This window comes from Cupriavidus sp. FW305-F7 (assembly GCF_058782875.1).
In genome coordinates this window covers 1-21,027 of the sequence record NZ_JBYSYC010000079.1, presented here as the reverse complement: position 1 = coordinate 21,027, position 21,027 = coordinate 1, and the positions used below count along the sequence as shown (strand labels likewise).

The window sequence follows — 21,027 nt, the reverse complement described above, 5'->3', positions numbered from 1 at the left end:
GGCTGCGGTTGCTGCGGTTGCGGCAGCCGTCGCGGCGGCCGCAACCGGCGCCGGGGCCACGGCATCGGCCTTCGGCGGCTGGGCCGCCACCACGGTCGGCGCCGCCGCCGCGGCCTTGGCCGCGGCTTCAGCCTTTTCCTTCTCGGCCAGCACCGTCTGGTTGGCCTGGCTCAGCTTGGCGATCTCGGCGTTCTTCAGCTCGAGCAGCTTCTGCATGTCGCCGACGTTCTTTTCCAGCTGCGCGAGGCGGGCTTGCGCCTCCTTGAGCTCACGCTCGCGCGCGACGCCGGCTTCGGCCTTGGCCGCGGCGTCGGCCTGCGCGCCACGCGCGGCCTTGCTGAGCTTCAGTTCATCACGCGGGCCGTCGGTCGGGGCGGCCTGCTCCTGCACCCGGGCGGTCACGTTGCCGGACTGCTGGCGGCCGCTGTCGGGCTCGACCGACTTGGCCGCGGCAGCGCTGGCCAGCCGGCTGCGGTAGGCATTGAAGCCCTGCGTGCGCGCCACCACCTCGCGGCGGGCGGCCTTGGGTGCGACGGCCTGCGCCTGCTGCTGGGTCGGGACCTGCAGCACCGCACCGCTGCGCAGCCGGTTCATGTTGCCGCCGATAAAGGCGTTGGGATTGTTGCGGTAGAGCGCCACCAGCATCTGGTCCAGCGAGACCGATTCCTGGCCTTGCACGGCTTCGCCGGCGATGGCGTATAGCGTGTCGCCGCGCTGCACGGTGTAGCCGCCGCCGGGCGCCATCTCGGTGCTGCCACTGGCGGCCTGCGCCGGTGCCCGCTTTGCGCTCTGGCGGGCCGGGCGCGCGGGCGCGGCTGGCTTGACTGCCTCGGCGGCCGCGGCGGGCGCAGCTACCTGGGCCGGCGCAGGCTCCGGCGCGGCGGCAGGTGCCGGTGCCGCTACGGGAGGCGCATCCGGCGTCGCCGCCTGCATCACCGTCGCCGGCGAGAAGGTCTGGTTCGAAGGCTTGGCCCCGGCAGGGTCAAGCAAGAAGGTATAGGCGCGCGAGACCTTGCCGCTGGCCCAGCTCATGTCGACCAGGATGTCGACAAAGGGCTCGCTGATCGGCTGGCTGGAGCGGACCCGGGCCACATAGCTGCCGTTCGGGCGGCGCTCCACCTCCAGCCGCAGGCTGCTGACAGCCGGCAGGTAGGTCAGCCCGGCCGCGGCATACGCCGCTGGCGACGCCAGCTTGACATTGAGCCCGGCGGCCTCTTCGGCACTGACCCCACTGATGTCGATCTCAGCCTGCAGCGGCTGCCCCAGATTCGACTGAACCCGCAATTGCCCGAACCCCGCGGCATATGCGGCCGGCTGCGCAAGCAGCAGGCCCAGTGCCGTGACGGCCAGCGTTGACCAGCGCTGACGGGCAGTAGGCGCATCTTTCCGGCGATGTTGGCTCACACTCACCTTGTGCTCCGTTATGTTTTAGTAGCGATATAAATCGACAAACCGACCCCATAAACCAGGTCCGCCCGGCTGGCGGGACATTCTGAACGGCCCCTTTGCCAGCCCGCGCGAGCGGCGCCGGCAACTGCCGGCGCGAGGCGCATGCCGGCGTATTGTGACGCATCGCCCGGGGAAATAGGCGCCCGGATACAACAACGCCGCGCATGGGCGCGGCGTTGTCGGCAAAGCGGTGCATTCTGTTGCCTGGCTGCAACGGACGCAACCAGGCAACAGGCGGGGGCCCCGGATCAGGACTCGATCAGGATACGCAGCATGCGGCGCAGCGGCTCGGCCGCGCCCCACAGCAGCTGGTCACCCACGGTGAAGGCCGACAGGTACTCGCCGCCCATCTGCATCTTGCGCAGGCGGCCGACTGGGATGGTCAGCGTGCCGGTCACGGCAGCGGGCGTCAGGTCGGTCATGCTGGCCTCACGCGTATTCGGCACCACCTTGGCCCACGGGTTGTGGGCGGCGAGCATGCCTTCGATCTCATCGAGCGGCACATCCTTGCGCAGCTTGATGGTCAGCGCCTGCGAGTGGCAGCGCATGGCGCCGATGCGCACGCACAGGCCGTCCACGGCGATCGGCGTGGCGCCGGTCGCACCCAGGAAGCCCTCGCCGCGGCCCAGGATCTTGTTGGTCTCGGCGCCCCCCTTCCATTCTTCCTTGGACTGGCCGTTGCCCAGGTCCTTGTCGATCCAGGGGATCAGGTTGCCGGCCAGCGGCACGCCGAACTGCTTGGTTTCTTCGGCGGACAGGCCATGCTGAGTCGTCAGGATGGTGCGGTCGATTTCCAGGATGGCCGAGGCCGGGTTGTCCAGCAGCGGCTTGACCGAGGCGTTCAGGGTGCCGAACTGGGTCAGCAGCTCGCGCATATGCTGCGCGCCGCCGCCCGATGCGGCCTGGTACGTCATCGAGGTCATCCACTCGATCAGGTCGGCCTCGAACAGGCCGCCCAGGCCCATCAGCATGCAGCTGACCGTGCAGTTGCCGCCGATGAAATTCTTCACGCCCTTGGACAGCGCGTCCTTGATCACGCCCTGGTTGACCGGATCCAGCACGATGATGGCATCGTCCTTCATGCGCAGCGAGGACGCCGCGTCGATCCAGTAGCCCTTCCAGCCGGCCGCGCGCAGCTTGGGGAAAACCTCGTTGGTGTAGTCGCCGCCCTGGGCAGTCACGACCACGTCGCACTTCTTCAGCGCTTCGATGTCATTGGCATCTTTCAGCGTGGTTTCGTTCTTCGCCATGGCGGGCGCCTTGCCGCCGGCATTGGACGTGCTGAAGAAGACGGGCTCGATATGGTCGAAATCACGCTCTTCCTGCATGCGCTGCATCAGGACGCTGCCGACCATTCCCCGCCAACCGACGAGACCTACAATCATGATTTACCTCGGATGTGATTTTTACTTCCCCGCCATTTTCCTCGCCCGGCGTGGCTGCGCGGGGAAGACGGGCAGGCACGACGAACGGATCTAGGCGATCGCGGTTTTAATAATGGTTTTAATCGTCGTTGCGGTCTGGCCGAGCGAAATCGTGCCGACCGGGCCGCGGGTAGCGGTCAGGGCAGCAACAGCAGTCAGGGTGGACTGGGAAAATCGGGCCATCGTCAGAGTCTACACGATTTTGCGGCGCTGCCGCAGCGTGCAGATACGGGAAATAAAGGGGACAAATCAGACAAAGGGGGCACTACCTGCGCACCGCCCCCTTCCGGTGTGACTTACAGTGCCGCCAGCACCGCGTCGCCCATCTCGCGGGTGCCGACCTGCTTGCAACCCGGCGTCAGGATGTCGCCGGTGCGGTAGCCCTGGGCCAGCACCTTCTTGACGGCGTTCTCGATGCGGTCGGCCTGCTCGGCGCGGTTCAGCGAGTAGCGCAGCATCATCGCCGCCGACAGGATGGTGGCCAGCGGATTGGCCACGCCCTTGCCGGCGATGTCCGGCGCCGAGCCGTGCGACGGCTCGTACAGGCCCTTGTTGTTGGCATCCAGCGACGCCGACGGCAGCATGCCGATGGAGCCGGTCAGCATGGCGGCCTCATCCGACAGGATGTCGCCGAACATATTGCCGGTGACGATCACGTCGAAGCTTTTGGGCGCCTTGACCAGCTGCATGGCCGCGTTGTCGACGTACATGTGCGACAGCTCGACCTCCGGGTACTCCTTGTGCACCTCGATCACGATGTCCTTCCAGAACTGGAAGGTCTCGAGCACGTTGGCCTTGTCGACGCTGCACAGCTTCTTGCCGCGCTTGGCCGCGGCCTGGAACGCCACGTGCGCGATGCGACGGATTTCCGGCTCGCTGTAACGCATGGTGTCGAAGCCTTCGCGCGCGCCCTTGAACAGGCCATCCGGCGCTTCGCGCACGCCGCGCGGCTGGCCGAAGTAGATGTCGCCGTTCAGTTCGCGCACGATCAGGATGTCCAGGCCGGCCACCAGCTCGGGCTTCAGGCTGGAGGCGCCGGTCAGTTCCGGATAGCAGATCGCCGGACGGAAATTGGCGAACAGCTGCAGGTGCTTGCGCAGGCCCAGGATGGCCTGCTCCGGACGCAGCGGGCGCTCCAGGCTGTCGTACTTCCAGTCGCCGACGGCGCCGAACAGGATGGCGTCGGCTTCCTTGGCCAGCTTCAGGGTGTTCTCCGGCAGCGGATGGCCTTCGGCCTCGTAGCCGGCGCCGCCCACCGGGGCGGTTTCCAGTTCGAACTTCTCGTCGAGCGCGTTCAGGACCTTGACGGCCTCCGCGATGATTTCAGGACCAATACCGTCACCCGGCAGGACTGCGATCTTCATTGTTGTCTTTCCTCTTGAGTCTTATCCGACCAGGCGGTTGTTCAGCCACGGCATCTTCGCCACGCGCTCGGCCTCATAGGCCTTGATCTTGTCGGCGTGGCGCAGGGTCAGGCCGATATCGTCGAAGCCGTTCAGCATGCAGTACTTGCGGAACGGGGCGATGTCGAACTCATACGCCTGGCCGCCCGTCGTCAGCACCACCTGCTTGTCCAGGTCGATGGTCAGCTTATAGCCGTTGAAGGCGTTGGTCTCGTTGAAGAGGTGATCGACCTGCTGTTCGGTCAGCACCACCGGCAGCAGGCCGTTCTTGTAGCAGTTGTTGAAGAAGATGTCGGCAAAGCTGGGCGCGATCACGGCGCGGAAGCCATATTGCGTCAGCGCCCACGGCGCATGCTCGCGCGAGCTGCCGCAGCCGAAGTTGCGGCGGGCCAGCAGGATCGATGCGCCCTGGTAGCGCGGCTGGTTCAGCACGAAGTCCGGGTTCAGCGGACGCTTGCTGTTGTCCATGCCGGGCTGGCCGACGTCCTTGTAGCGCCACTCGTCGAACAGGTTGGGGCCGAAGCCGGTGCGCTGGATCGACTTCAGGAACTGCTTCGGGATGATGGCGTCGGTGTCGACGTTTTCGCGGTCGAGCGGCGCCACGAGGCCGTTGTGTACGGTGAACTTGTCCATGTCTCTTTCCTTACTTCCTCAGCCCAGCTTGCGGATATCGACGAAATGGCCTTCGATGGCGGCGGCCGCTGCCATCGCCGGGCTCACCAGATGCGTGCGCCCGCCCGCGCCCTGGCGGCCTTCGAAGTTGCGGTTCGAAGTCGAGGCGCAACGCTCGCCCGGATCGAGGCGGTCGGCATTCATCGCCAGGCACATCGAGCAGCCCGGCTCGCGCCACTCAAAGCCGGCGGCCTTGAAGATCTTGTCCAGGCCTTCGCGCTCGGCCTGTTCCTTGACCAGGCCCGAACCCGGTACCACCATCGCCAGCTTCACGTTGGCAGCAACCTTGCGGCCCAGCTTCTGCACCACCCACGCAGCGGCGCGCATGTCTTCGATGCGGCTGTTGGTGCAGGAACCGATGAAGACCTTGTCGATATTGATGCTCTCGACCGGCACGTTGGGCTGCAGACCCATGTACTCCAGCGCGCGCTCCATCGCGTTGCGCTTGTTCGGGTCCTTTTCCTTCTCGGGATCCGGCACGCGGTCTTCGATGCTGATCACCATTTCCGGCGAGGTGCCCCAGGTCACCTGCGGACGGACGTCTTCAGCGCGCAGCTCGACCACCTGGTCGAACTTGGCACCGGCATCCGAATGCAGCGTGCGCCAGTAGGCCACGGCCTGCTCCCACTCCACGCCCTGCGGCGCGTAGGGGCGGCCCTTCACGTATTCGAGCGTGACGTCGTCCACCGCCACCAGGCCGGCGCGCGCACCGGCTTCGATAGCCATGTTGCAGACCGTCATGCGGCCTTCCATGGTCAGGTCGCGGATGGCCGAGCCGGCGAACTCGATGGTGTAGCCGGTGCCGCCCGCGGTGCCGATCTTGCCGATCACGGCCAGCACGATGTCCTTAGCGGTGCAGCCGCGCGGCAGCTTGCCTTCCACCTTGACCAGCATGTTCCTGGCCTTCTTGCCCAGCAGCGTCTGCGTGGCCAGCACGTGCTCCACTTCCGAGGTGCCGATGCCGTGCGCCAGCGCGCCGAAAGCGCCGTGCGTGCTGGTATGCGAGTCGCCGCACACCACCGTCATGCCCGGCAGCGTGGCGCCCTGCTCCGGCCCGATCACGTGCACGATGCCCTGGCGGTGGTCGTTCATCTTGAACTGGGTGATGCCAAAGCTGTCGCAGTTCGCGTCCAGCGTGTCGACCTGCAGCTTCGACACCGGATCGGCAATGCCCTGGCTGCGGTCGGTGGTCGGCACGTTGTGGTCCGACACGGCCAGGTTGGCGCTGATGCGCCATACCGGACGCTCCGCCAGCTTCAGCCCTTCAAACGCCTGCGGGCTGGTCACTTCATGCAGCAGGTGGCGGTCGATATAGAGCAGCGTGGTGCCGTCTTCCTCGACGTGGACGGTGTGGTCATCCCAGAGTTTGTCGTAGAGCGTCTTGGCCATGATGCGATGGCGGGCCGGAGGACCAACCCTTTGCAGGAGAAGTCCGCGGTGACCGCGCAGTAGTTTGCAGGGGTTTTTGTTCGCTTCGTTCGCGGTAGCGAACACGGGGGGCAATAGCGATGATCGCGCCGGAAGCCGCCTGAAGCGAGCGTTATTTCAAGCGTTGCGGCAATGCTTGACTTGGCAATCGATTATGCCACAGGGGGTGCGGCACTCAGCCCCCTGTCCGGCCCGGGCGGCGGCTGCGATGTAATGTGATTGGCGAAAGGGGGATTTCGCGGATGGCGAAAAGGAAAAGGCCGCCGCCCCGCCTGGGGGGGCGGCTGAGGCGGCGGCCTCTCAGGATCAGCCGCCCAGGTAGGCGGCCTTGATCCGGTCGTTGGCCAGCAGGTTGGCGCCGGTATCGGCCAGCACCACCTTGCCGGTTTCAAGCACATAGCCGCGGTCCGCCACCTGCAGCGCCTTGTTGGCGTTCTGCTCGACCAGGAACACAGTGACGCCTTCGTCACGAATGGTGCGAATGATGTCGAAGATCTGCGCGATGATCAGCGGCGCCAGCCCAAGCGTGGGCTCGTCCAGCAGCAGCAGGCGCGGCCGGCTCATCAGCGCGCGGCCGATCGCCAGCATCTGCTGCTCGCCGCCCGACATGGTGCCGGCGCGCTGGCTGGCGCGCTGGTTCAGGCGCGGGAACAGCTTGAAGACGTGTTCGATGCCCGCCTCGATCTCGTCGCGCCTGGCGAAAAAAGCGCCCATCTTCAGGTTCTCCAGCACCGTCAGGCTCGGAAACACGCGCCGGCCCTCGGGCGAGATCGCCATGCCCATCCGCATGATCTCGTGTGTGGACCGGTTGGTGATGTCCTGCCCTTCGAACGTCACGCGCCCGCTGGACGCGCGCGGCGTGCCGCATACGGTCATCATCAGCGTCGTCTTGCCGGCGCCGTTGCTGCCGATCAGGGTGACGATCTCCCCCTTGTTGACTTCGATCGATACGCCCGACAGCGCCTCGACGGCGCCGTAGTGGGTATGGACCTGTTCCAGCTTCAGCATCAGTCCTCTCCCAGGTAGGCCTTGATCACGCGCGGGTCGTTGCGCACTTGCTCCGGCTTGCCAATCACGATCGGCTTGCCGTGCTCCATCACCAGGATGCGGTCGGACACGCCCATCACCAGGCTCATGTCGTGCTCGATCAGCAGCACCGAGATGCCGAACTCGCGCCGCAGCTGGTCGATCAGCTGCTGCAGCTCGATCTTCTCCTGCGGGTTCAGGCCGGCGGCGGGCTCGTCCAGCATCAGCAGGCGCGGCTTGGTGATCATGCAGCGCGCGATCTCCAGCCGGCGCTGGTGGCCGTACGACAGCGTGCCGGCCTCGCGGTTGGCGACCTTGGTCAGGCCCATGCGCTCCAGCCAGACCGCGGCGCGCTCCAGCGCCTCGCGCTCGGCGCGCCGGTAGGCCGGCGTGGCGAACAGGCCTCGCAGGATGCCGGACTGCACCTGCAGGTGCTGCGCGACCAGCAGGTTTTCCACCACTGTCAGCGACTTGAACAGGCGGATATTCTGGAAGGTCCGCACCAGGCCCTGGCGCGCCACCTTGTGGCTGGGCAGGCCGGCAATGTCGCGGCCGTCGAGCGTGACATCGCCCGCGGTCGGCTTGTAGAAGCCGCCCACGCAGTTGAACACCGTGGTCTTGCCGGCGCCGTTGGGGCCGATGATGGCGAAGACCTCATCCTTGCGAACATCGAAATCGATGCCATCGACGGCCAGCAAGCCGCCGAAGCGCATCTGCAGGCCGGAGACTTTCAGCAGCTCGGCTGCTTGCACCGCTTGTTGCACATTGGTCATCGCGGCAACTCCACGTGGGGACGGCTCGCGGGCAGCAGGCCCTGCGGACGCCACATCATCATCAGCACCATCACCAGGCCGAAGATCAGCATGCGGTATTCGGCGAAGCCGCGCGCCACTTCGGGCAGCACCGTCAGCAGGATCGCCGCCAGGATCACGCCCAGCTGCGAGCCCATGCCGCCCAGCACCACCACGGCGAGGATCAGCGCCGACTCGATAAAGGTGAACGATTCCGGATTGACCAGCCCCTGGCGCGCCGCGAAGAACGCGCCGCCGATGCCGGCGAACGATGCGCCCAGCGTGAACGCCGACAGCTTGATGCGGGTCGGGTTCATGCCCAGCGAACGGCACGCGATCTCGTCGTCACGCAGCGCTTCCCAGGCGCGGCCCATCGGCATGCGGATCAGGCGGCTGGTGACGAACAGCGTGAAGCCAACCAGCAGCAGCGCCAGCAGGTACAGGAAGATCACCATGTGCTGGCCGCTGTAGTCCAGGCCGATCAGGTCATGGAAAGTCCTGGTGCCCTCCACGCTCGCACTGCGCGCCATTTCGATGCCGAACACGGTCGGCTTCGGGATGCCCGAGACGCCGTCCGGGCCGCCGGTCAGGCTGGTCAGGTTGTTGGCCAGCAGGCGGATGATCTCGCCGAAGCCCAGCGTCACGATCGCCAGATAGTCTCCTCGCAACCGCAGCACCGGGAAGCCAAGGATAAAGCCGAAGGTCGCCGACATTGCCGCGGCGATCGGCAGGCATTCCCAGAAGCCCAGCCCGAAGTACTGGTTCAGCAGCGCATAGCTATAGCCGCCGATCGCGTAGAAGCCGACATAGCCCAGGTCGAGCAGGCCGGCATAGCCCACCACGATATTCAGGCCCAGCCCCAGGATCACGTAGATCAGCGCCAGCGTGGCCACGTCGACCGCGCCGCGCGAGCCAAAGAACGGCCACACCAGCCCGATCGCGAGCAGCACCCACACCGCCACGCGCTGCTGGCGCGCCCCGAGTTGCGGCACCGACGGCAGGCGCACGGCGCTGCCGGCACGCGACAGCAGCGGCTTGAACAACTGGAACAGGAACACCGCCGCCACGGCGATCCACACCGGCCGCCAGTGCGGCTCGAGCACGACCTTGTAGCCTTCCAGCTTGAGCTGCAGGCCCAGGATGGGAATGGTGAGGATGGCCGTCATCACGGCCGCGAAGATCGCGTTCTTCAGCGATTGCCCGGGTGCGGCCGCGCGGGCGGCTTGCCCCGCGGGCATCGCGCTAATTTTGTTGGTCATGGTCTCGTCCTCCCTCAGACCTTTTCGACATCAGGCTTGCCCAGCAGCCCGGTCGGACGGAACAGCAGCACCAGCACCAGCAGGCTGAACGCAACCACGTCCTTGTACTCGGCCGGCATATAGCCCGAGGCGAAGGTCTCCGCCAGGCCCAGCAGCACGCCGCCGAGCATCGCGCCCGGGATGCTGCCGATGCCGCCCAGCACCGCCGCGGTAAAGGCCTTGATGCCGGCGATAAAGCCGATAAAGGGATTGAGCTTGCCGATGGTCAGGCCGATCAGCACGCCGCCCACCGCCGCCAGCATCGCACCCAGCACGAAGGTGAAGGAAATCACCTTGTTGGTATCGATGCCCAGCAGGTTGGCCATGCGCATGTCTTCGGCGCAGGCGCGGCAGGCACGGCCCATGCGCGAACGGCCGATAAACAGCGTCAGCGCGATCATCAGCACCAGCGTCACGCCGACGATCAGCAGGCGCGAGTACGGCACCGTCACGGTGAAGTCGCTGCCCATCTGGAACTCGATGGCGCCCGAGATCAGCACCGGCACGGACACGTCGCGCGCGCCCTGCCCGATCTGGACATAGTTCTGCAGGAAGATCGACATGCCGATGGCCGAGATCAGCGGCACCAGCCGCGGTCCGCCCCGCAAGGGCCGGTATGCCACCCGCTCGACCGCATAGCCGTACACCCCGGTGACCAGCACCGAGACCAGCAAGGCGGCGCCCAGCACCAGCGGCAGGGGGTAGCCTGCCTGGGCGCCGATCGCGGTGAGCGTGACCAGGCCGACATAGGCACCGATCATGTAAATCTCGCCGTGCGCGAAATTGATCATGCCGATGATGCCGTAGACCATTGTGTAGCCGATGGCGATCAGCGCATAGATCGCACCCAGCGTCAGGCCATTGACCAGCTGCTGGGTGAACTGTGGAAGGAATTCATTCATTGGGGAAGCCTCAGGAACTTGAAGCCCGATACCAGAACGCCCCGCCCGGGGTCCGGGCGGGGCGTGTGCGTGGGAAAGCGCCGGCTTAGTTGGCGGCCGTCTTGCTGGCGTCCTTGTGCCAGGTGTAGACCACGAACTTGAAGGACTTCAGGTCGCCCTTGTCGTCGTACTCGACCTTGCCGATCGGGGTGGTGAAGGCGTTCTTGTGCATGTACGCCGCAACCTTGGCCGGGTCGGTGCTCTTGGCGCCGGCAATGGCGTCGCCAATGATCTTGACGGCGGCATAGGCCGGCATCTGGAACGGGCCGTTGGCGTCACGCTTCTTGTCGGCAAAGGCCTTCACCAGCGCGGCGTTGGCCGGATCGGCCGAGAAGTCGGCCGGCAGCGTCACCAGCATGCCCTCCGACGACGGGCCGGCAATCGCGGTCACGTCCTTGTTGCCCACGCCCTCGGGGCCCATGAAGGTGGCCTTGACGCCCTGCTCGCGCGCCTGGCGCAGCAGCAGCCCCATTTCCGGGTGGTAGCCGCCGAAGTAGACGAAGTCCACGCCCTGCGACTTGAGCTTGGTGATAACGGCGGAGTAATCCGAATCGCCGGCGTTGATGCCTTCGAACACGGCCACCGGGATCTTGGCGGCTTCCAAGTCCTTCTTCACCGAGCTGGCGATGCCCTGGCCGTACGACTGCTTGTCGTGCAGCACCGCAACCTTCTTCGGCTTGACCTTGCTGATGATGTACTGGGCAGCGGCCGGGCCCTGCTGGTCGTCGCGGCCGATGGTGCGGAAGATGAACTTGCGCTTCTTGGTCTCGGTCAGCTGCGGCGCGGTGGCTGACGGCGTCACCATGACGATGCCTTCGTTCTCGTAGATGTCCGAAGCCGGGATGGTCGAACCCGAGCAGACGTGGCCGATCACGTACTTGATGTTCTGGCTGACGATCTTGTTGGCAACCGCCACGGCCTGCTTCGGCTCGCAGGCGTCGTCCATCATCACCACTTCGAACTTGTTGCCGCCGGCGCCGCCAGCTGCATTGATCTGTTCGATGGCGGTCAGCGCACCGGCCTTGACCATGTCGCCATACTGCGCCACCGAGCCACTCATCGGGCCGGCAATGGCGATCTTCACGGTTTCGGCGTTAGCAGCGACGCCAAAGGTGGCCAGCATGGTGGCCAGCGAGATGGACGTAAGACGGGACAGCGTCATCAGGAGCTCCTCGATTTATGTTTGGGTCAACCGGGCAAAAACGGTGTGACCTGCGCAATCGAACAACACCCGCGGACTACGAATAAAGACGCCCGAGACGCGGAAGACGGGCCTGCAAGGAAGAGACAGCGAATGCGGGGCCCGGCATGTGTCAGTCCCGCTGGGATATCGGGACCAAGGTTCGGAAAGACAACGTTTGATGCGTTCTCTATTGCGCAAGCGATTCGCCTGCCCCGCTTGCCGCACCGCACGCCGGAAGGGTGGCCCGGCTGCCGTCGGCAAAGCAGCCCGCATTATAGGGTCAAATTTCCTGCCGCAGGCGAAAATCGCACAACAAATGCGGAACTGAATTGACAGACTGAGACACAATTCTCCGCAAATTGGCGTTCTCACCACTTATCCGGCAATTTCCTGCTGCCTGCCCTGCTGCGACGCACAAGGCGCTCCGGCCCAGAAACACAAACGCCCCGGCGGGCCGGGGCGTTTGTGATTGCTGCATTGCGCAGCCGGATGAAAAGCCAGCGATCAGCGCTTGGCAACGTCCGGCACGTCGCGGGTAGCTGCGCCAACAAACAGCTGGCGCGGACGACCGATCTTGTATTCCGGATCGGTAATCATCTCTTCCCACTGCGAGATCCAGCCCGGGGTACGGGCCAGCGCGAAGATGCAGGTGAACAGCGAGGTCGGGATACCCAGCGCGCGCTGGACGATGCCCGAGTAGAAGTCGACGTTCGGGTACAGCTTGCGGCTGACGAAGTACTCGTCTTCCAGGGCGATCTTTTCCAGTTCCATGGCCAGCTTGAACAGCGGGTCGTTGTGCAGGCCCAGCTCTTCCAGCACTTCATGGCAGGTTTCGCGCATCAGCTTGGCGCGCGGATCGTAGTTCTTGTACACGCGGTGGCCAAAGCCCATCAGGCGCACGCCCGAGTTCTTGTCCTTGACCTGCTTGATGAACTCGTTGATGTTGTCGACGCTGCCGATTTCTTCCAGCATCTTCAGCGCGGCTTCGTTGGCGCCGCCGTGGGCCGGGCCCCACAGGCAGGCCACGCCGGCGGCGATGGCTGCGAACGGGTTTGTGCCCGACGAACCGGCCAGGCGCACGGTCGAGGTCGAGGCATTCTGCTCGTGGTCGGCGTGCAGGATGAAGATGCGGTCCAGCGCACGCTCCAGCACCGGGTTCACGGTGTACGGGGCGCACGGCGTGCCGAACAGCATGCGCAGGAAGTTGCCCGAGTAGGACAGGTCGTTCTGCGGATAGATGTACGGCTGGCCGATGTTGTACTTGTACGCCATGGCGACCATGGTCGGCATCTTGGCGATCAGGCGGATGGCCGAGATCTCGCGCTGGTGCGGATCATCGATGTCCATCGCGTCGTGGTAGAACGCGCTCATGGCACCCACCAGGCCCGTCAGCACGGCCATCGGGTGCGCATCGCGGCGGAAACCGCGCATGAAGAACTGCAGCTGCTCATGAACCATGGTGTGGTTCATCACGTGGCCGGTGAATTCATCCTTCTGCTTGGCGTTGGGCAGCTCGCCCTTGAGCAGCAGGTAGCAGACTTCGAGGTGGTTGCACTTCTGCGCCAGCTGCTCGATCGGGTAGCCGCGGTACAGCAGCTCGCCCTTGTCACCGTCGATATAGGTGATCTTGGAATTGCACGAAGCCGTCGACATGAAACCGGGGTCGTAAGTGAACTTACCGGTCTGTCCGTACAGCTTGCGAATGTCGATTACATCCGGGCCAACGGTACCCGTGTAAATCGGCAGCTCAACGCTGGGGGAACCATCGGAGAACGATAGCGTGGCTTTCACATCGGACGGCGTCATGTCGGATCCTTCAAATGCTGTGAATAATAATGTTGACCAAAACTCAGACCGTACGCAGCAGGGTGATCACTCGCTGCATCGGGGGCGTGTCGAGCTCACCGTCCAGTTCCTTGCGCGCAAGGAGCAGGTCCATCAACTCGTTGTCGCTGAGTTCGAACAGCACGCTCAGCGAAGCCACGTCCTCGTCGGACAGGCTCTCCTCGTAACGGTTGAAAAAACGTTCGACGATGATGTCGTTCTCCAGAAGGCCGCGGCGGGCGCGCCAGCGCAGGCGGGCGCGCTTGTGCGGATCGGCCTGATGGGAGAAGGTGGTGGCAGGACTCTCAGTCATGGCTTCCTACTTCCGGCACGCCAACCCGATATAGCCGCTCGGGCTGACGTGCCGCTTACAACTACTGCAGACAGCCGCAGGGTCAGACCGCGCGGCGGACCATCAGCTCCTTGATTTTGCCGATGGCCTTGGTCGGGTTCAGACCCTTCGGGCACACATCGACGCAGTTCATGATGCTGTGGCAACGGAACAGGCGGTACGGGTCGTTCAGGTTGTCCAGACGCTCGCTGGTGGCCTGGTCGCGGCTGTCCGCGATGAAGCGGTAAGCCTGCAGCAGGCCGGCGGGGCCGACGAACTTGTCCGGATTCCACCAGAACGACGGGCACGACGTCGAGCAGCTGGCGCAGAGAATGCACTCGTACAGGCCGTCCAGCTCGTCACGCTCTTCCGGCGACTGCAGGCGCTCTTTCTCAGGCGGCGGCTCGTCGTTGATCAGGAACGGCTTGATCGAGTTGTACTGCTTGAAGAAGTTCGTCATGTCGACGATCAGGTCGCGCACCACCGGCAGGCCGGGCAGCGGACGCAGCACGATGCGGTCCGGCAGCTCGCGCATATTGGTCAGGCAGGCCAGGCCGTTCTTGCCGTTGATGTTCATCGCGTCCGAGCCGCACACGCCTTCGCGGCACGAACGGCGGAACGAGATGGTCTCGTCCAGCTTCTTCAGCTTGACCAGCGCGTCCAGCAGCATGCGCTCGTGACCGTCCAGCTCGACCTCGTAGGTCTGCATGCGCGGTGCCGCATCCTTGTCCGGATCGTAGCGGTAGACTTCGAAAATACGCTTCATTTCTGTGGGTCCTGTTATCTCTACGATGCGGTGCTCAGAAGGTACGGGCCTTCGGCGGCACGCTTTCCACCGTCAGCGGTTCCATCTTCACCGGCTTGTAGTCGAGGCGGTTGCCTTCGCTGTAGAACAGCGTGTGCTTGAGCCAGTTCTGGTCATCGCGATTCGGGAAGTCGCTGTGCGCGTGGGCACCGCGCGATTCCTTGCGAGCCGCCGCCGAGATCATGGTGGCCTTGGCCACTTCCACCAGGTTGGCCACTTCCAGGGCTTCCACCAGCGCGGTGTTGAAGACCTTGGACTTGTCCTTCAGGTGGATGTTGTTGGCGCGCTCGGAGACTTCCAGGATGCGCTCGACGCCTTCGTCCATCAGCTTCTGCGTACGGAACACGCCCGCATGCGACTGCATGTTCTTGCGAATGTCGTTGGCGACGTCCTGGGTGTATTCGCCCGAGGTCGTCCCTTGCAGCTTGGCCAGGCGCGACATCGCGAGGTCGGCGGCATCGGCCGGCAGCGGCTTGTGTTCCTTCTGCTTCAGGTTCTGCGCAATGATGTGGTTGCCGGCGGCGCGACCGAACACCACCAGGTCGAGCAGCGAGTTGGTGCCCAGGCGGTTGGCGCCGTGCACCGACACGCACGAGCATTCGCCGATCGCGTAGAAACCGTTCAGGACTTCGTTCGGGTTGCCGTTCTTCGGCACCACGACCTGGCCGTGATAGTTGGTCGGGATACCGCCCATCTGGTAGTGGATGGTCGGGACCACCGGGATCGGTTCCTTGATCGCGTCGACGTTGGCGAACTTCATGCCGATTTCGCGGATCGACGGCAGGCGCTTCATGATAGTCTCGGCACCGACGTGGGTCAGGTCGAGCAGCACGTAGTCGCCGTTCGGGCCGCAGCCGCGGCCTTCCTTGATTTCCTGGTCCATCGAGCGCGAGACGAAGTCACGCGGCGCCAGGTCCTTCAGCGTCGGGGCATAGCGCTCCATGAAGCGCTCGCCGTCCTTGTTGCGCAGGATACCGCCTTCGCCGCGCACGCCTTCGGTGATCAGCACGCCCGCGCCGGCCACACCGGTCGGGTGGAACTGCCAGAATTCCATGTCTTCCAGCGGCACGCCTGCGCGCGCTGCCATGCCCAGGCCGTCACCGGTGTTGATGAAGGCGTTGGTGGAAGCGGCGTAGATGCGGCCGGCACCGCCGGTCGCGAACAGCGTGGTCTTGGCCTCGAGGATGTAGACCTCGCCGGTTTCCATTTCCAGCGCGGTCACGCCCAGCACGTCGCCGTCCTGGTCGCGGATCAGGTCCAGCGCCATCCACTCGACGAAGAAGTGGGTCTTGGCGCGCACGTTGCGCTGGTACAGCGTGTGCAGCAGTGCGTGGCCGGTACGGTCAGCCGCGGCGCAGGCGCGCTGCACCGGCTTTTCACCGTAGTTGGCGGTGTGGCCGCCGAACGGACGCTGGTAGATGGTGCCGTCGGGATTGCGGTCGAACGGCATGCCGAAGTGTTCGAGCTCGTACACGACCTTCGGGGCTTCACGGCACATGAACTCGATGGCGTCCTGGTCACCCAGCCAGTCCGAGCCCTTGATGGTGTCGTAGAAGTGGTAGTGCCAGTTGTCTTCGCTCATGTTCCCCAGCGAAGCGCCGATGCCGCCCTGTGCCGCCACCGTGTGCGAGCGCGTCGGGAACACCTTGGACAGCACGGCCACGTTCAGGCCGGCTTCCGCGAGCTGGAGGGATGCGCGCATCCCGGCGCCGCCAGCACCGACGATGACCACGTCGAAACGGCGACGCGGCAATCCAGTCTTGACTGCGACCATTTATTACACCCTCCAGAGAATCTGAGCAGCGTAGCCCGCGCAACCGACGAGCCACAGAATCGTAAGAACTTGCAGCACGAGGCGCACGGCCATCGGACGCACATAGTCCATCCAGATGTCGCGCACGCCGATCCAGGCGTGATACAGCAGCGACAGGATGGTCAGGAACGTGATGATCTTCATCCACTGGTTGGAGAAGAGCCCTGCCCACGCTTCATACGAAGCGCCGTTCGACAGCAGGAAGGCAATGGCCAGGACCACGGTGAAGACCACCATGATCACGGCCGTGACGCGCTGCGCCAGCCAGTCTTTCAGGCCGTAGTGCGCACCGACGACAAGACGCTTGGGACCGATATTATTTTTTGCCACCTTGATTCTCCTCAGAACAGGCCGAACAGCTTCAGGCCGAAAATCAGGGTAAGCAGCAGGCTCACAACCAGCACGCCGATGGCAGACTTGGCCGAGGCCGGCTTGGAAACGCCGACGTGCACGTCCAGCAGCAGGAAACGGATACCCGCGCAGAAGTGATGCAGATAACCCCAGATCAGGACCAGCAGAACCAGCTTGACGAAGCCGCCGGACAGAAGCGCCGAGAACTTTGCGAAGCTCAGTTCCGAAGTGATGCTCTGCTCAAACAGATACAGGACGAAGGGAAGGAGGAGGAACATCAACGCACCGCTCACGCGATGCAGGATGGATACCTTGCCGGCCCAGGGCAACCGGTAGCGCGCAATTTGCGCGATACCGATATTCCGGTACTCCGGCCTGGCTTGTTTGACGGCTTCAGCCATGCGAGACCCCATTTTGCGGTAAACAAAAAACGAAACTGCCATTGCCCTGCATGCAACGGGATGCATTAGGGCAAATCCATGAGATTTTAGCGCCTTTGTTGCGCGCTGCACCAATAATTTTCAGCTATCAGGCACCAACACGTACCGCCCGACAATCGCACACTAATCACATCCGCCGGCAATCAGGCGCAACCTTCACCCGCGCTGCGCAACAGCCCGCACCGTCATGACGAAAGCCACAATAATCAACGCCAGCGGGCGCATCATGCCATGCGCCGGCGTCAGCTCAGGTCGTTCTGGTAATAGTGCCGCGTAGTCACATACAGGCCGCGGCGCACTTCGACGGGGCGGTCGCCATAGGTGTACGACACCCGCTCGACTGACAGCAGCGGCGAGCCTACCGGGACAGACAGCAACTCGGCCGCCGTTTCATCGGCGGGCACGGCGCGGATCTTCTCCGAGGCGCGGATCATGCGCGTGCCGAACTCGGCCTCGAACAATGCATACATGGGGCCCTTCCACTCGGTCAGCTTTTCAGCGGTGAGGCCCTTGAAGTTGGCGCCGAGCAGCCAGATTTCGTCCAGCACGGTCGACTCGCCCGAGAAATTCAGCACGCGGCGGATCTGCACCACGCTGTCGCCGGTGCGGATGTCGAGCAGCCGGGCAATTTCGGCGGGGGCGCGCAGGCGCTTGCATTCCAGCACGCGGCTGGCGCCATAATGGGGTTCGCCTTCGTCGGGGACGAGGCGCAGGAAGCGGAACTTGACCACGTCTTCATGGTGCGTGGTCACGAAGGTGCCCTTGCCCTGCCGGCGCGCCACCAGGTTCTCGGCGGCGAGTTCGTCGATGGCCTTGCGCACCGTGCCCTGGCTGACCTTGTAGCGGGAGGCCAGCTCCATTTCGCTGGGGATCATCTCGCCGGGCTTCCATTCGCCGGATTGCAGGCTGCGCGTGATCAGCGCCTTGATCTGCTGGTAGAGCGGGCTGAAGGTAGGCGACGGCACGGACTGCAGACCAGAGGTGGGGCCAGATTGCGGGGCCGCGTGCGGCACAGGCGCGGGCGGCGAAGAAGGCGGCTGCGTCCCGGCGCCAGGCGTGGCGGCGCCAGATTCCGGCGCGCCGGGTGCGGCTGCGCCGGTCAGGGACGTAGGCAGGGAGGACATAGCGGGATTTCACCACAAAAGGGCAAGATACGTCCAGCCTTACGTTAATTGTCTTATGTCTTATATAAGACATATGAATTGACATCGTGAGAGGCCCGACCTACACTCGCGCTGGTCCACGCCCGCGATGGCCCTCCCAGGCCCGCCAGCAGCAGCCAGGATACCGGACGGCAGTGCTCCGGTCTGGAAATGGCGCCTCGCTTCGCAGTAGACTAACGCTTTGTTGCATCACCATGACCCGTTGTGGCTCTCCTCACCGGTTCCGCCCCGTGGCCCCGCCACCTGGCTCCGGCGGACGGCCGCTTCCCGCTGTGGCGACAACCAGCACCCGGTGACCCGCCGCGCCCCTTGTTACGGCAACGGCATGCCACCGACCGGCTTCCCCCCTTCTATCGTTTGGAGATTTACTCATGGCTAAAGCCCCAATGCGCGTCGCAGTGACCGGCGCCGCTGGCCAGATCGGCTACTCCCTGCTGTTCCGCATCGCCAATGGCGACATGCTGGGCAAAGACCAGCCGGTCATCCTCCAACTGCTCGACCTCCCGCAAGCCCAGCAAGCCGTCAAGGGCGTGGTGATGGAACTGGAAGACTGCGCATTCCCGCTGCTGGCCGGCGTGGTCATCACCGACGACCCCAAGGTTGCCTTCAAGGACGCCGACGTGGCCCTGCTGGTTGGCGCCCGTCCGCGCAGCAAGGGCATGGAGCGCAAGGACCTGCTCGAAGCCAATGCCCAGATCTTCACGGTGCAGGGCAAGGCGCTGGACGAAGTCGCCAGCCGCAACGTCAAGGTGCTGGTGGTCGGCAACCCGGCCAACACCAACGCCTACATCGCCATGAAGTCGGCCCCGAACCTGCCGCGCGAGAACTTTACCGCGATGCTGCGCCTGGACCACAACCGTGCCCTGTCGCAAATCGCCGCCAAGACCGGCAAGCCGGTGTCGTCGATCGAGAAGCTGTTCGTGTGGGGCAACCACAGCCCGACCATGTACGCCGACTACCGCTATGCCACCGTCGACGGCAAGAGCGTCAAGGACCTGATCAACGACCCGGTGTGGAACAACGACGTGTTCCTGCCGACCGTCGGCAAGCGCGGCGCCGCCATCATCGAAGCGCGTGGCCTGTCGTCGGCTGCTTCGGCCGCCAACGCTGCCATCGACCACGTGCGCGACTGGGTGCTGGGCACCAACGGCAAGGTCGTCACCATGGGCATCCCGTCGAACGGTGAGTACGGCATCCCGGCCGACACCATGTTCGGCTACCCGGTGACCACCGCCAACGGCAAGTACGAGATCGTCAAGGGTCTGGAGATCGACGCCTACAGCCAGGAAAAGATCAATATCACCCTGAACGAACTGGAAGAAGAAAAGGCCGGCGTGCAGCACCTGCTGGGCTGATCCTCCGATCGCTCGAGGAAGGACCGGGGTTCCGCAACGATTCACGAATCAGCGCGGACCCCGGTTTTTTAATATCCAGGGGCTACGATGGCCCCTGCTCTCCCCCGTCAACCCAAACCTATCCGAATCAACGTGCATCCTTCCGAGGTCTTGTTCCAGGGCGAAGCCATCCCGGTCCAGTTGCCGGTGTGTGACCACTACGCGGGCAGCGAAAAGCTGATGCGCAAATCGCTTGCCCTGCAACAAGAGCTTGGCCCGGTCTTCGACATCACCTTCGACTGCGAGGACGGCGCCGCCGTCGGCCGTGAGCGCGAGCATGCCGAGCTGTGCGCGCAGCTGGTCAACAGCCCGCTCAATGCCCACAACCGCGTCGGCGTGCGCATCCATGACCCGGCCCACCCGAGCTGGCGCGAAGACGTCGACGTGCTGGTGCGTGCAGCCGGCGCGCGCCTGGCCTATGTGGTGGTGCCCAAGGTCACCGACGTGGTCGAGGTCGCGCGCGTGACCGATCACGTCAACCAGGTGGCGCGCAATGCCGGCATCGCCCGGCATATCCCGATCCATGTGCTGGTCGAGACCCACGCCGCGCTGGAACAGGCCTTCGATATTGCCGCGCTGGTGCAGGTGGAATGCCTGAGCTTCGGCCTGATGGACTTTGTCTCGGCCCATCATGGCGCCATCCCGGGCGAAGCCATGCGCTCGCCGCAGCAGTTCGAACACCCGCTGATCCGCCGCGCCATGCTGGAGATTTCTGCCGCCTGCCACCGCCACGGCAAGGTGCCGTCGCACAACGTCAGCACCGACGTGCAGGCGCCGCAGCGCGCCGGCGACGATGCGCTGCGCGCGCGCAGCGAGTTCGGCTACCTGCGCAAGTGGAGCATCCATCCGGGACAGATCGCACCGATCGTGGCGGCGTTCCGCCCGGGCGCCGACGAAATCGGCGCGGCCAGCCAGATCCTGCTGGCGGCGCACGAGAACAACTGGGCCCCGATCCGCCACGACGGCCAGTTGCACGACCGCGCCAGCTACCGCTACTACTGGTCGCTGCTGCAGCGCGCGCAGGCCACCGGCACGCCGCTGCCGGCCAATGTGGAAGCGCTGTTCTTCGCCTGAAGCGATACCCATACCAAAAATCAATCAGGGCAGCGCCCAAGGAGACACGGATGTCCGCCTCGAAGTTCGCCGCACCCGCCGCCGCACCCGACGCCACGGGCAGCGAGCCAGCCGCGCCCCGGGTCAAGAAATCCGTCGCCCTGTCGGGCGTGACCGCCGGCAATACCGCGCTGTGCACCGTCGGCCGCACCGGCAACGACCTGCACTACCGCGGCTA

Annotated in this window: 20 protein-coding genes and 1 pseudogene; 3 read left to right on the top strand and 18 right to left on the bottom strand. The window is 64.7% G+C overall.

Features of this window, described 5'->3' with window-relative positions:
- The 18 genes from AC3WL8_RS38190 to AC3WL8_RS38105 form a co-directional block, all read right to left on the bottom strand.
- On the bottom strand, positions 1-1,410 hold a 1,410-nt coding region (locus AC3WL8_RS38190; protein WP_492380102.1), incomplete at its 3' end, for a type IV pilus assembly protein FimV.
- 287 nt (positions 1,411-1,697) lie between these two features.
- A complete protein-coding gene (asd, locus tag AC3WL8_RS38185) occupies positions 1,698-2,834 on the bottom strand; it encodes an aspartate-semialdehyde dehydrogenase (RefSeq protein WP_211979974.1) in 1,137 nt (378 codons plus the stop codon).
- A gap of 90 nt (positions 2,835-2,924) precedes the next feature.
- The gene (locus AC3WL8_RS38180; RefSeq protein ID WP_013957414.1) at positions 2,925-3,056 is read right to left on the bottom strand and encodes a hypothetical protein; all 132 of its coding nucleotides are present in this window, start codon (positions 3,054-3,056) and stop codon (positions 2,925-2,927) included.
- Between the two features lie 113 nt (positions 3,057-3,169).
- Positions 3,170-4,237 (bottom strand): 3-isopropylmalate dehydrogenase, encoded by a 1,068-nt coding sequence (leuB, locus tag AC3WL8_RS38175; RefSeq protein WP_013957415.1) that lies wholly within the window; start codon positions 4,235-4,237, stop codon positions 3,170-3,172.
- 21 nt (positions 4,238-4,258) lie between these two features.
- Positions 4,259-4,909, bottom strand: a complete 651-nt coding sequence (gene leuD / locus AC3WL8_RS38170; RefSeq protein ID WP_211979975.1) for a 3-isopropylmalate dehydratase small subunit — start codon at positions 4,907-4,909, stop codon at positions 4,259-4,261.
- Positions 4,910-4,927: 18 nt separating this feature from the next.
- Positions 4,928-6,337, bottom strand: a complete 1,410-nt coding sequence (gene leuC, locus AC3WL8_RS38165) for a 3-isopropylmalate dehydratase large subunit (RefSeq protein WP_013957417.1) — start codon at positions 6,335-6,337, stop codon at positions 4,928-4,930.
- A 345-nt stretch (positions 6,338-6,682) separates the two neighbouring features.
- Positions 6,683-7,384, bottom strand: coding sequence for an ABC transporter ATP-binding protein (locus tag AC3WL8_RS38160; RefSeq protein WP_492380101.1), 702 nt, complete (start codon positions 7,382-7,384; stop codon positions 6,683-6,685).
- A complete protein-coding gene (livG, locus tag AC3WL8_RS38155; RefSeq protein ID WP_013957419.1) occupies positions 7,384-8,175 on the bottom strand; it encodes a high-affinity branched-chain amino acid ABC transporter ATP-binding protein LivG in 792 nt (263 codons plus the stop codon). The genes AC3WL8_RS38160 and livG overlap by 1 nt, the downstream gene beginning before the upstream one ends.
- Positions 8,172-9,452 carry a high-affinity branched-chain amino acid ABC transporter permease LivM gene (locus tag AC3WL8_RS38150; protein ID WP_013957420.1) on the bottom strand — a complete coding sequence of 427 codons (1,281 nt, stop codon included), beginning with the start codon at positions 9,450-9,452 and terminating at the stop codon, positions 8,172-8,174. The genes livG and AC3WL8_RS38150 overlap by 4 nt, the downstream gene beginning before the upstream one ends.
- A gap of 14 nt (positions 9,453-9,466) precedes the next feature.
- Positions 9,467-10,393, bottom strand: a complete 927-nt coding sequence (gene livH, locus AC3WL8_RS38145; protein ID WP_010814623.1) for a high-affinity branched-chain amino acid ABC transporter permease LivH — start codon at positions 10,391-10,393, stop codon at positions 9,467-9,469.
- A gap of 85 nt (positions 10,394-10,478) precedes the next feature.
- A complete protein-coding gene (locus AC3WL8_RS38140; RefSeq protein ID WP_211979976.1) occupies positions 10,479-11,594 on the bottom strand; it encodes a branched-chain amino acid ABC transporter substrate-binding protein in 1,116 nt (371 codons plus the stop codon).
- 525 nt (positions 11,595-12,119) lie between these two features.
- Entirely contained in the window at positions 12,120-13,421 is a 1,302-nt protein-coding gene (gene gltA / locus AC3WL8_RS38135; protein ID WP_013957422.1) for a citrate synthase, read from the bottom strand.
- Positions 13,422-13,464: 43 nt separating this feature from the next.
- Complete coding sequence (locus AC3WL8_RS38130; protein ID WP_013957423.1) at positions 13,465-13,752, bottom strand: FAD assembly factor SdhE; 288 nt, start codon at positions 13,750-13,752, stop codon at positions 13,465-13,467.
- Between the two features lie 82 nt (positions 13,753-13,834).
- Entirely contained in the window at positions 13,835-14,536 is a 702-nt protein-coding gene (locus tag AC3WL8_RS38125; protein WP_011298473.1) for a succinate dehydrogenase iron-sulfur subunit, read from the bottom strand.
- A 34-nt stretch (positions 14,537-14,570) separates the two neighbouring features.
- Positions 14,571-16,349 carry a succinate dehydrogenase flavoprotein subunit gene (sdhA, locus tag AC3WL8_RS38120; protein WP_013957424.1) on the bottom strand — a complete coding sequence of 593 codons (1,779 nt, stop codon included), beginning with the start codon at positions 16,347-16,349 and terminating at the stop codon, positions 14,571-14,573.
- Positions 16,350-16,352: 3 nt separating this feature from the next.
- Positions 16,353-16,718: a succinate dehydrogenase, hydrophobic membrane anchor protein gene (gene sdhD / locus AC3WL8_RS38115; RefSeq protein ID WP_211979977.1), complete on the bottom strand. Its 366-nt coding sequence runs from the start codon at positions 16,716-16,718 to the stop codon at positions 16,353-16,355.
- 11 nt (positions 16,719-16,729) lie between these two features.
- A complete protein-coding gene (gene sdhC / locus AC3WL8_RS38110) occupies positions 16,730-17,140 on the bottom strand; it encodes a succinate dehydrogenase, cytochrome b556 subunit (protein ID WP_010814616.1) in 411 nt (136 codons plus the stop codon).
- Positions 17,141-17,421: 281 nt separating this feature from the next.
- A complete protein-coding gene (locus AC3WL8_RS38105; protein ID WP_211979978.1) occupies positions 17,422-18,303 on the bottom strand; it encodes a GntR family transcriptional regulator in 882 nt (293 codons plus the stop codon).
- A gap of 410 nt (positions 18,304-18,713) precedes the next feature.
- Here AC3WL8_RS38105 and AC3WL8_RS38100 point away from each other — a divergent pair, with 410 nt between their 5' ends.
- The 3 genes and pseudogenes from AC3WL8_RS38100 to AC3WL8_RS38090 all read left to right on the top strand — a co-directional run.
- A complete protein-coding gene (locus AC3WL8_RS38100) occupies positions 18,714-19,697 on the top strand; it encodes a malate dehydrogenase (RefSeq protein ID WP_010814614.1) in 984 nt (327 codons plus the stop codon).
- Between the two features lie 132 nt (positions 19,698-19,829).
- Positions 19,830-20,810 carry an HpcH/HpaI aldolase/citrate lyase family protein gene (locus tag AC3WL8_RS38095; protein ID WP_211979979.1) on the top strand — a complete coding sequence of 327 codons (981 nt, stop codon included), beginning with the start codon at positions 19,830-19,832 and terminating at the stop codon, positions 20,808-20,810.
- Positions 20,811-20,860: 50 nt separating this feature from the next.
- Positions 20,861-21,027: pseudogene (locus AC3WL8_RS38090) on the top strand (2-methylcitrate synthase); the annotation flags it as partial.

Bases quoted from the DNA above. Each gene is read 5' to 3' on its own strand.
- asd (WP_211979974.1), bottom strand. From the start codon at position 2,834: ATGATTGTAGGTCTCGTCGGTTGGCGGGGAATGGTCGGCAGCGTCCTG.
- AC3WL8_RS38180 (WP_013957414.1), bottom strand. From the start codon at position 3,056: ATGGCCCGATTTTCCCAGTCCACCCTGACTGCTGTTGCTGCCCTGACC.
- leuB (WP_013957415.1), bottom strand. From the start codon at position 4,237: ATGAAGATCGCAGTCCTGCCGGGTGACGGTATTGGTCCTGAAATCATC.
- leuD (WP_211979975.1), bottom strand. From the start codon at position 4,909: ATGGACAAGTTCACCGTACACAACGGCCTCGTGGCGCCGCTCGACCGC.
- leuC (WP_013957417.1), bottom strand. From the start codon at position 6,337: ATGGCCAAGACGCTCTACGACAAACTCTGGGATGACCACACCGTCCAC.
- AC3WL8_RS38160 (WP_492380101.1), bottom strand. From the start codon at position 7,384: ATGCTGAAGCTGGAACAGGTCCATACCCACTACGGCGCCGTCGAGGCG.
- livG (WP_013957419.1), bottom strand. From the start codon at position 8,175: ATGACCAATGTGCAACAAGCGGTGCAAGCAGCCGAGCTGCTGAAAGTC.
- AC3WL8_RS38150 (WP_013957420.1), bottom strand. From the start codon at position 9,452: ATGACCAACAAAATTAGCGCGATGCCCGCGGGGCAAGCCGCCCGCGCG.
- livH (WP_010814623.1), bottom strand. From the start codon at position 10,393: ATGAATGAATTCCTTCCACAGTTCACCCAGCAGCTGGTCAATGGCCTG.
- AC3WL8_RS38140 (WP_211979976.1), bottom strand. From the start codon at position 11,594: ATGACGCTGTCCCGTCTTACGTCCATCTCGCTGGCCACCATGCTGGCC.
- gltA (WP_013957422.1), bottom strand. From the start codon at position 13,421: ATGACGCCGTCCGATGTGAAAGCCACGCTATCGTTCTCCGATGGTTCC.
- AC3WL8_RS38130 (WP_013957423.1), bottom strand. From the start codon at position 13,752: ATGACTGAGAGTCCTGCCACCACCTTCTCCCATCAGGCCGATCCGCAC.
- AC3WL8_RS38125 (WP_011298473.1), bottom strand. From the start codon at position 14,536: ATGAAGCGTATTTTCGAAGTCTACCGCTACGATCCGGACAAGGATGCG.
- sdhA (WP_013957424.1), bottom strand. From the start codon at position 16,349: ATGGTCGCAGTCAAGACTGGATTGCCGCGTCGCCGTTTCGACGTGGTC.
- sdhC (WP_010814616.1), bottom strand. From the start codon at position 17,140: ATGGCTGAAGCCGTCAAACAAGCCAGGCCGGAGTACCGGAATATCGGT.
- AC3WL8_RS38105 (WP_211979978.1), bottom strand. From the start codon at position 18,303: ATGTCCTCCCTGCCTACGTCCCTGACCGGCGCAGCCGCACCCGGCGCG.
- AC3WL8_RS38100 (WP_010814614.1), top strand. From the start codon at position 18,714: ATGGCTAAAGCCCCAATGCGCGTCGCAGTGACCGGCGCCGCTGGCCAG.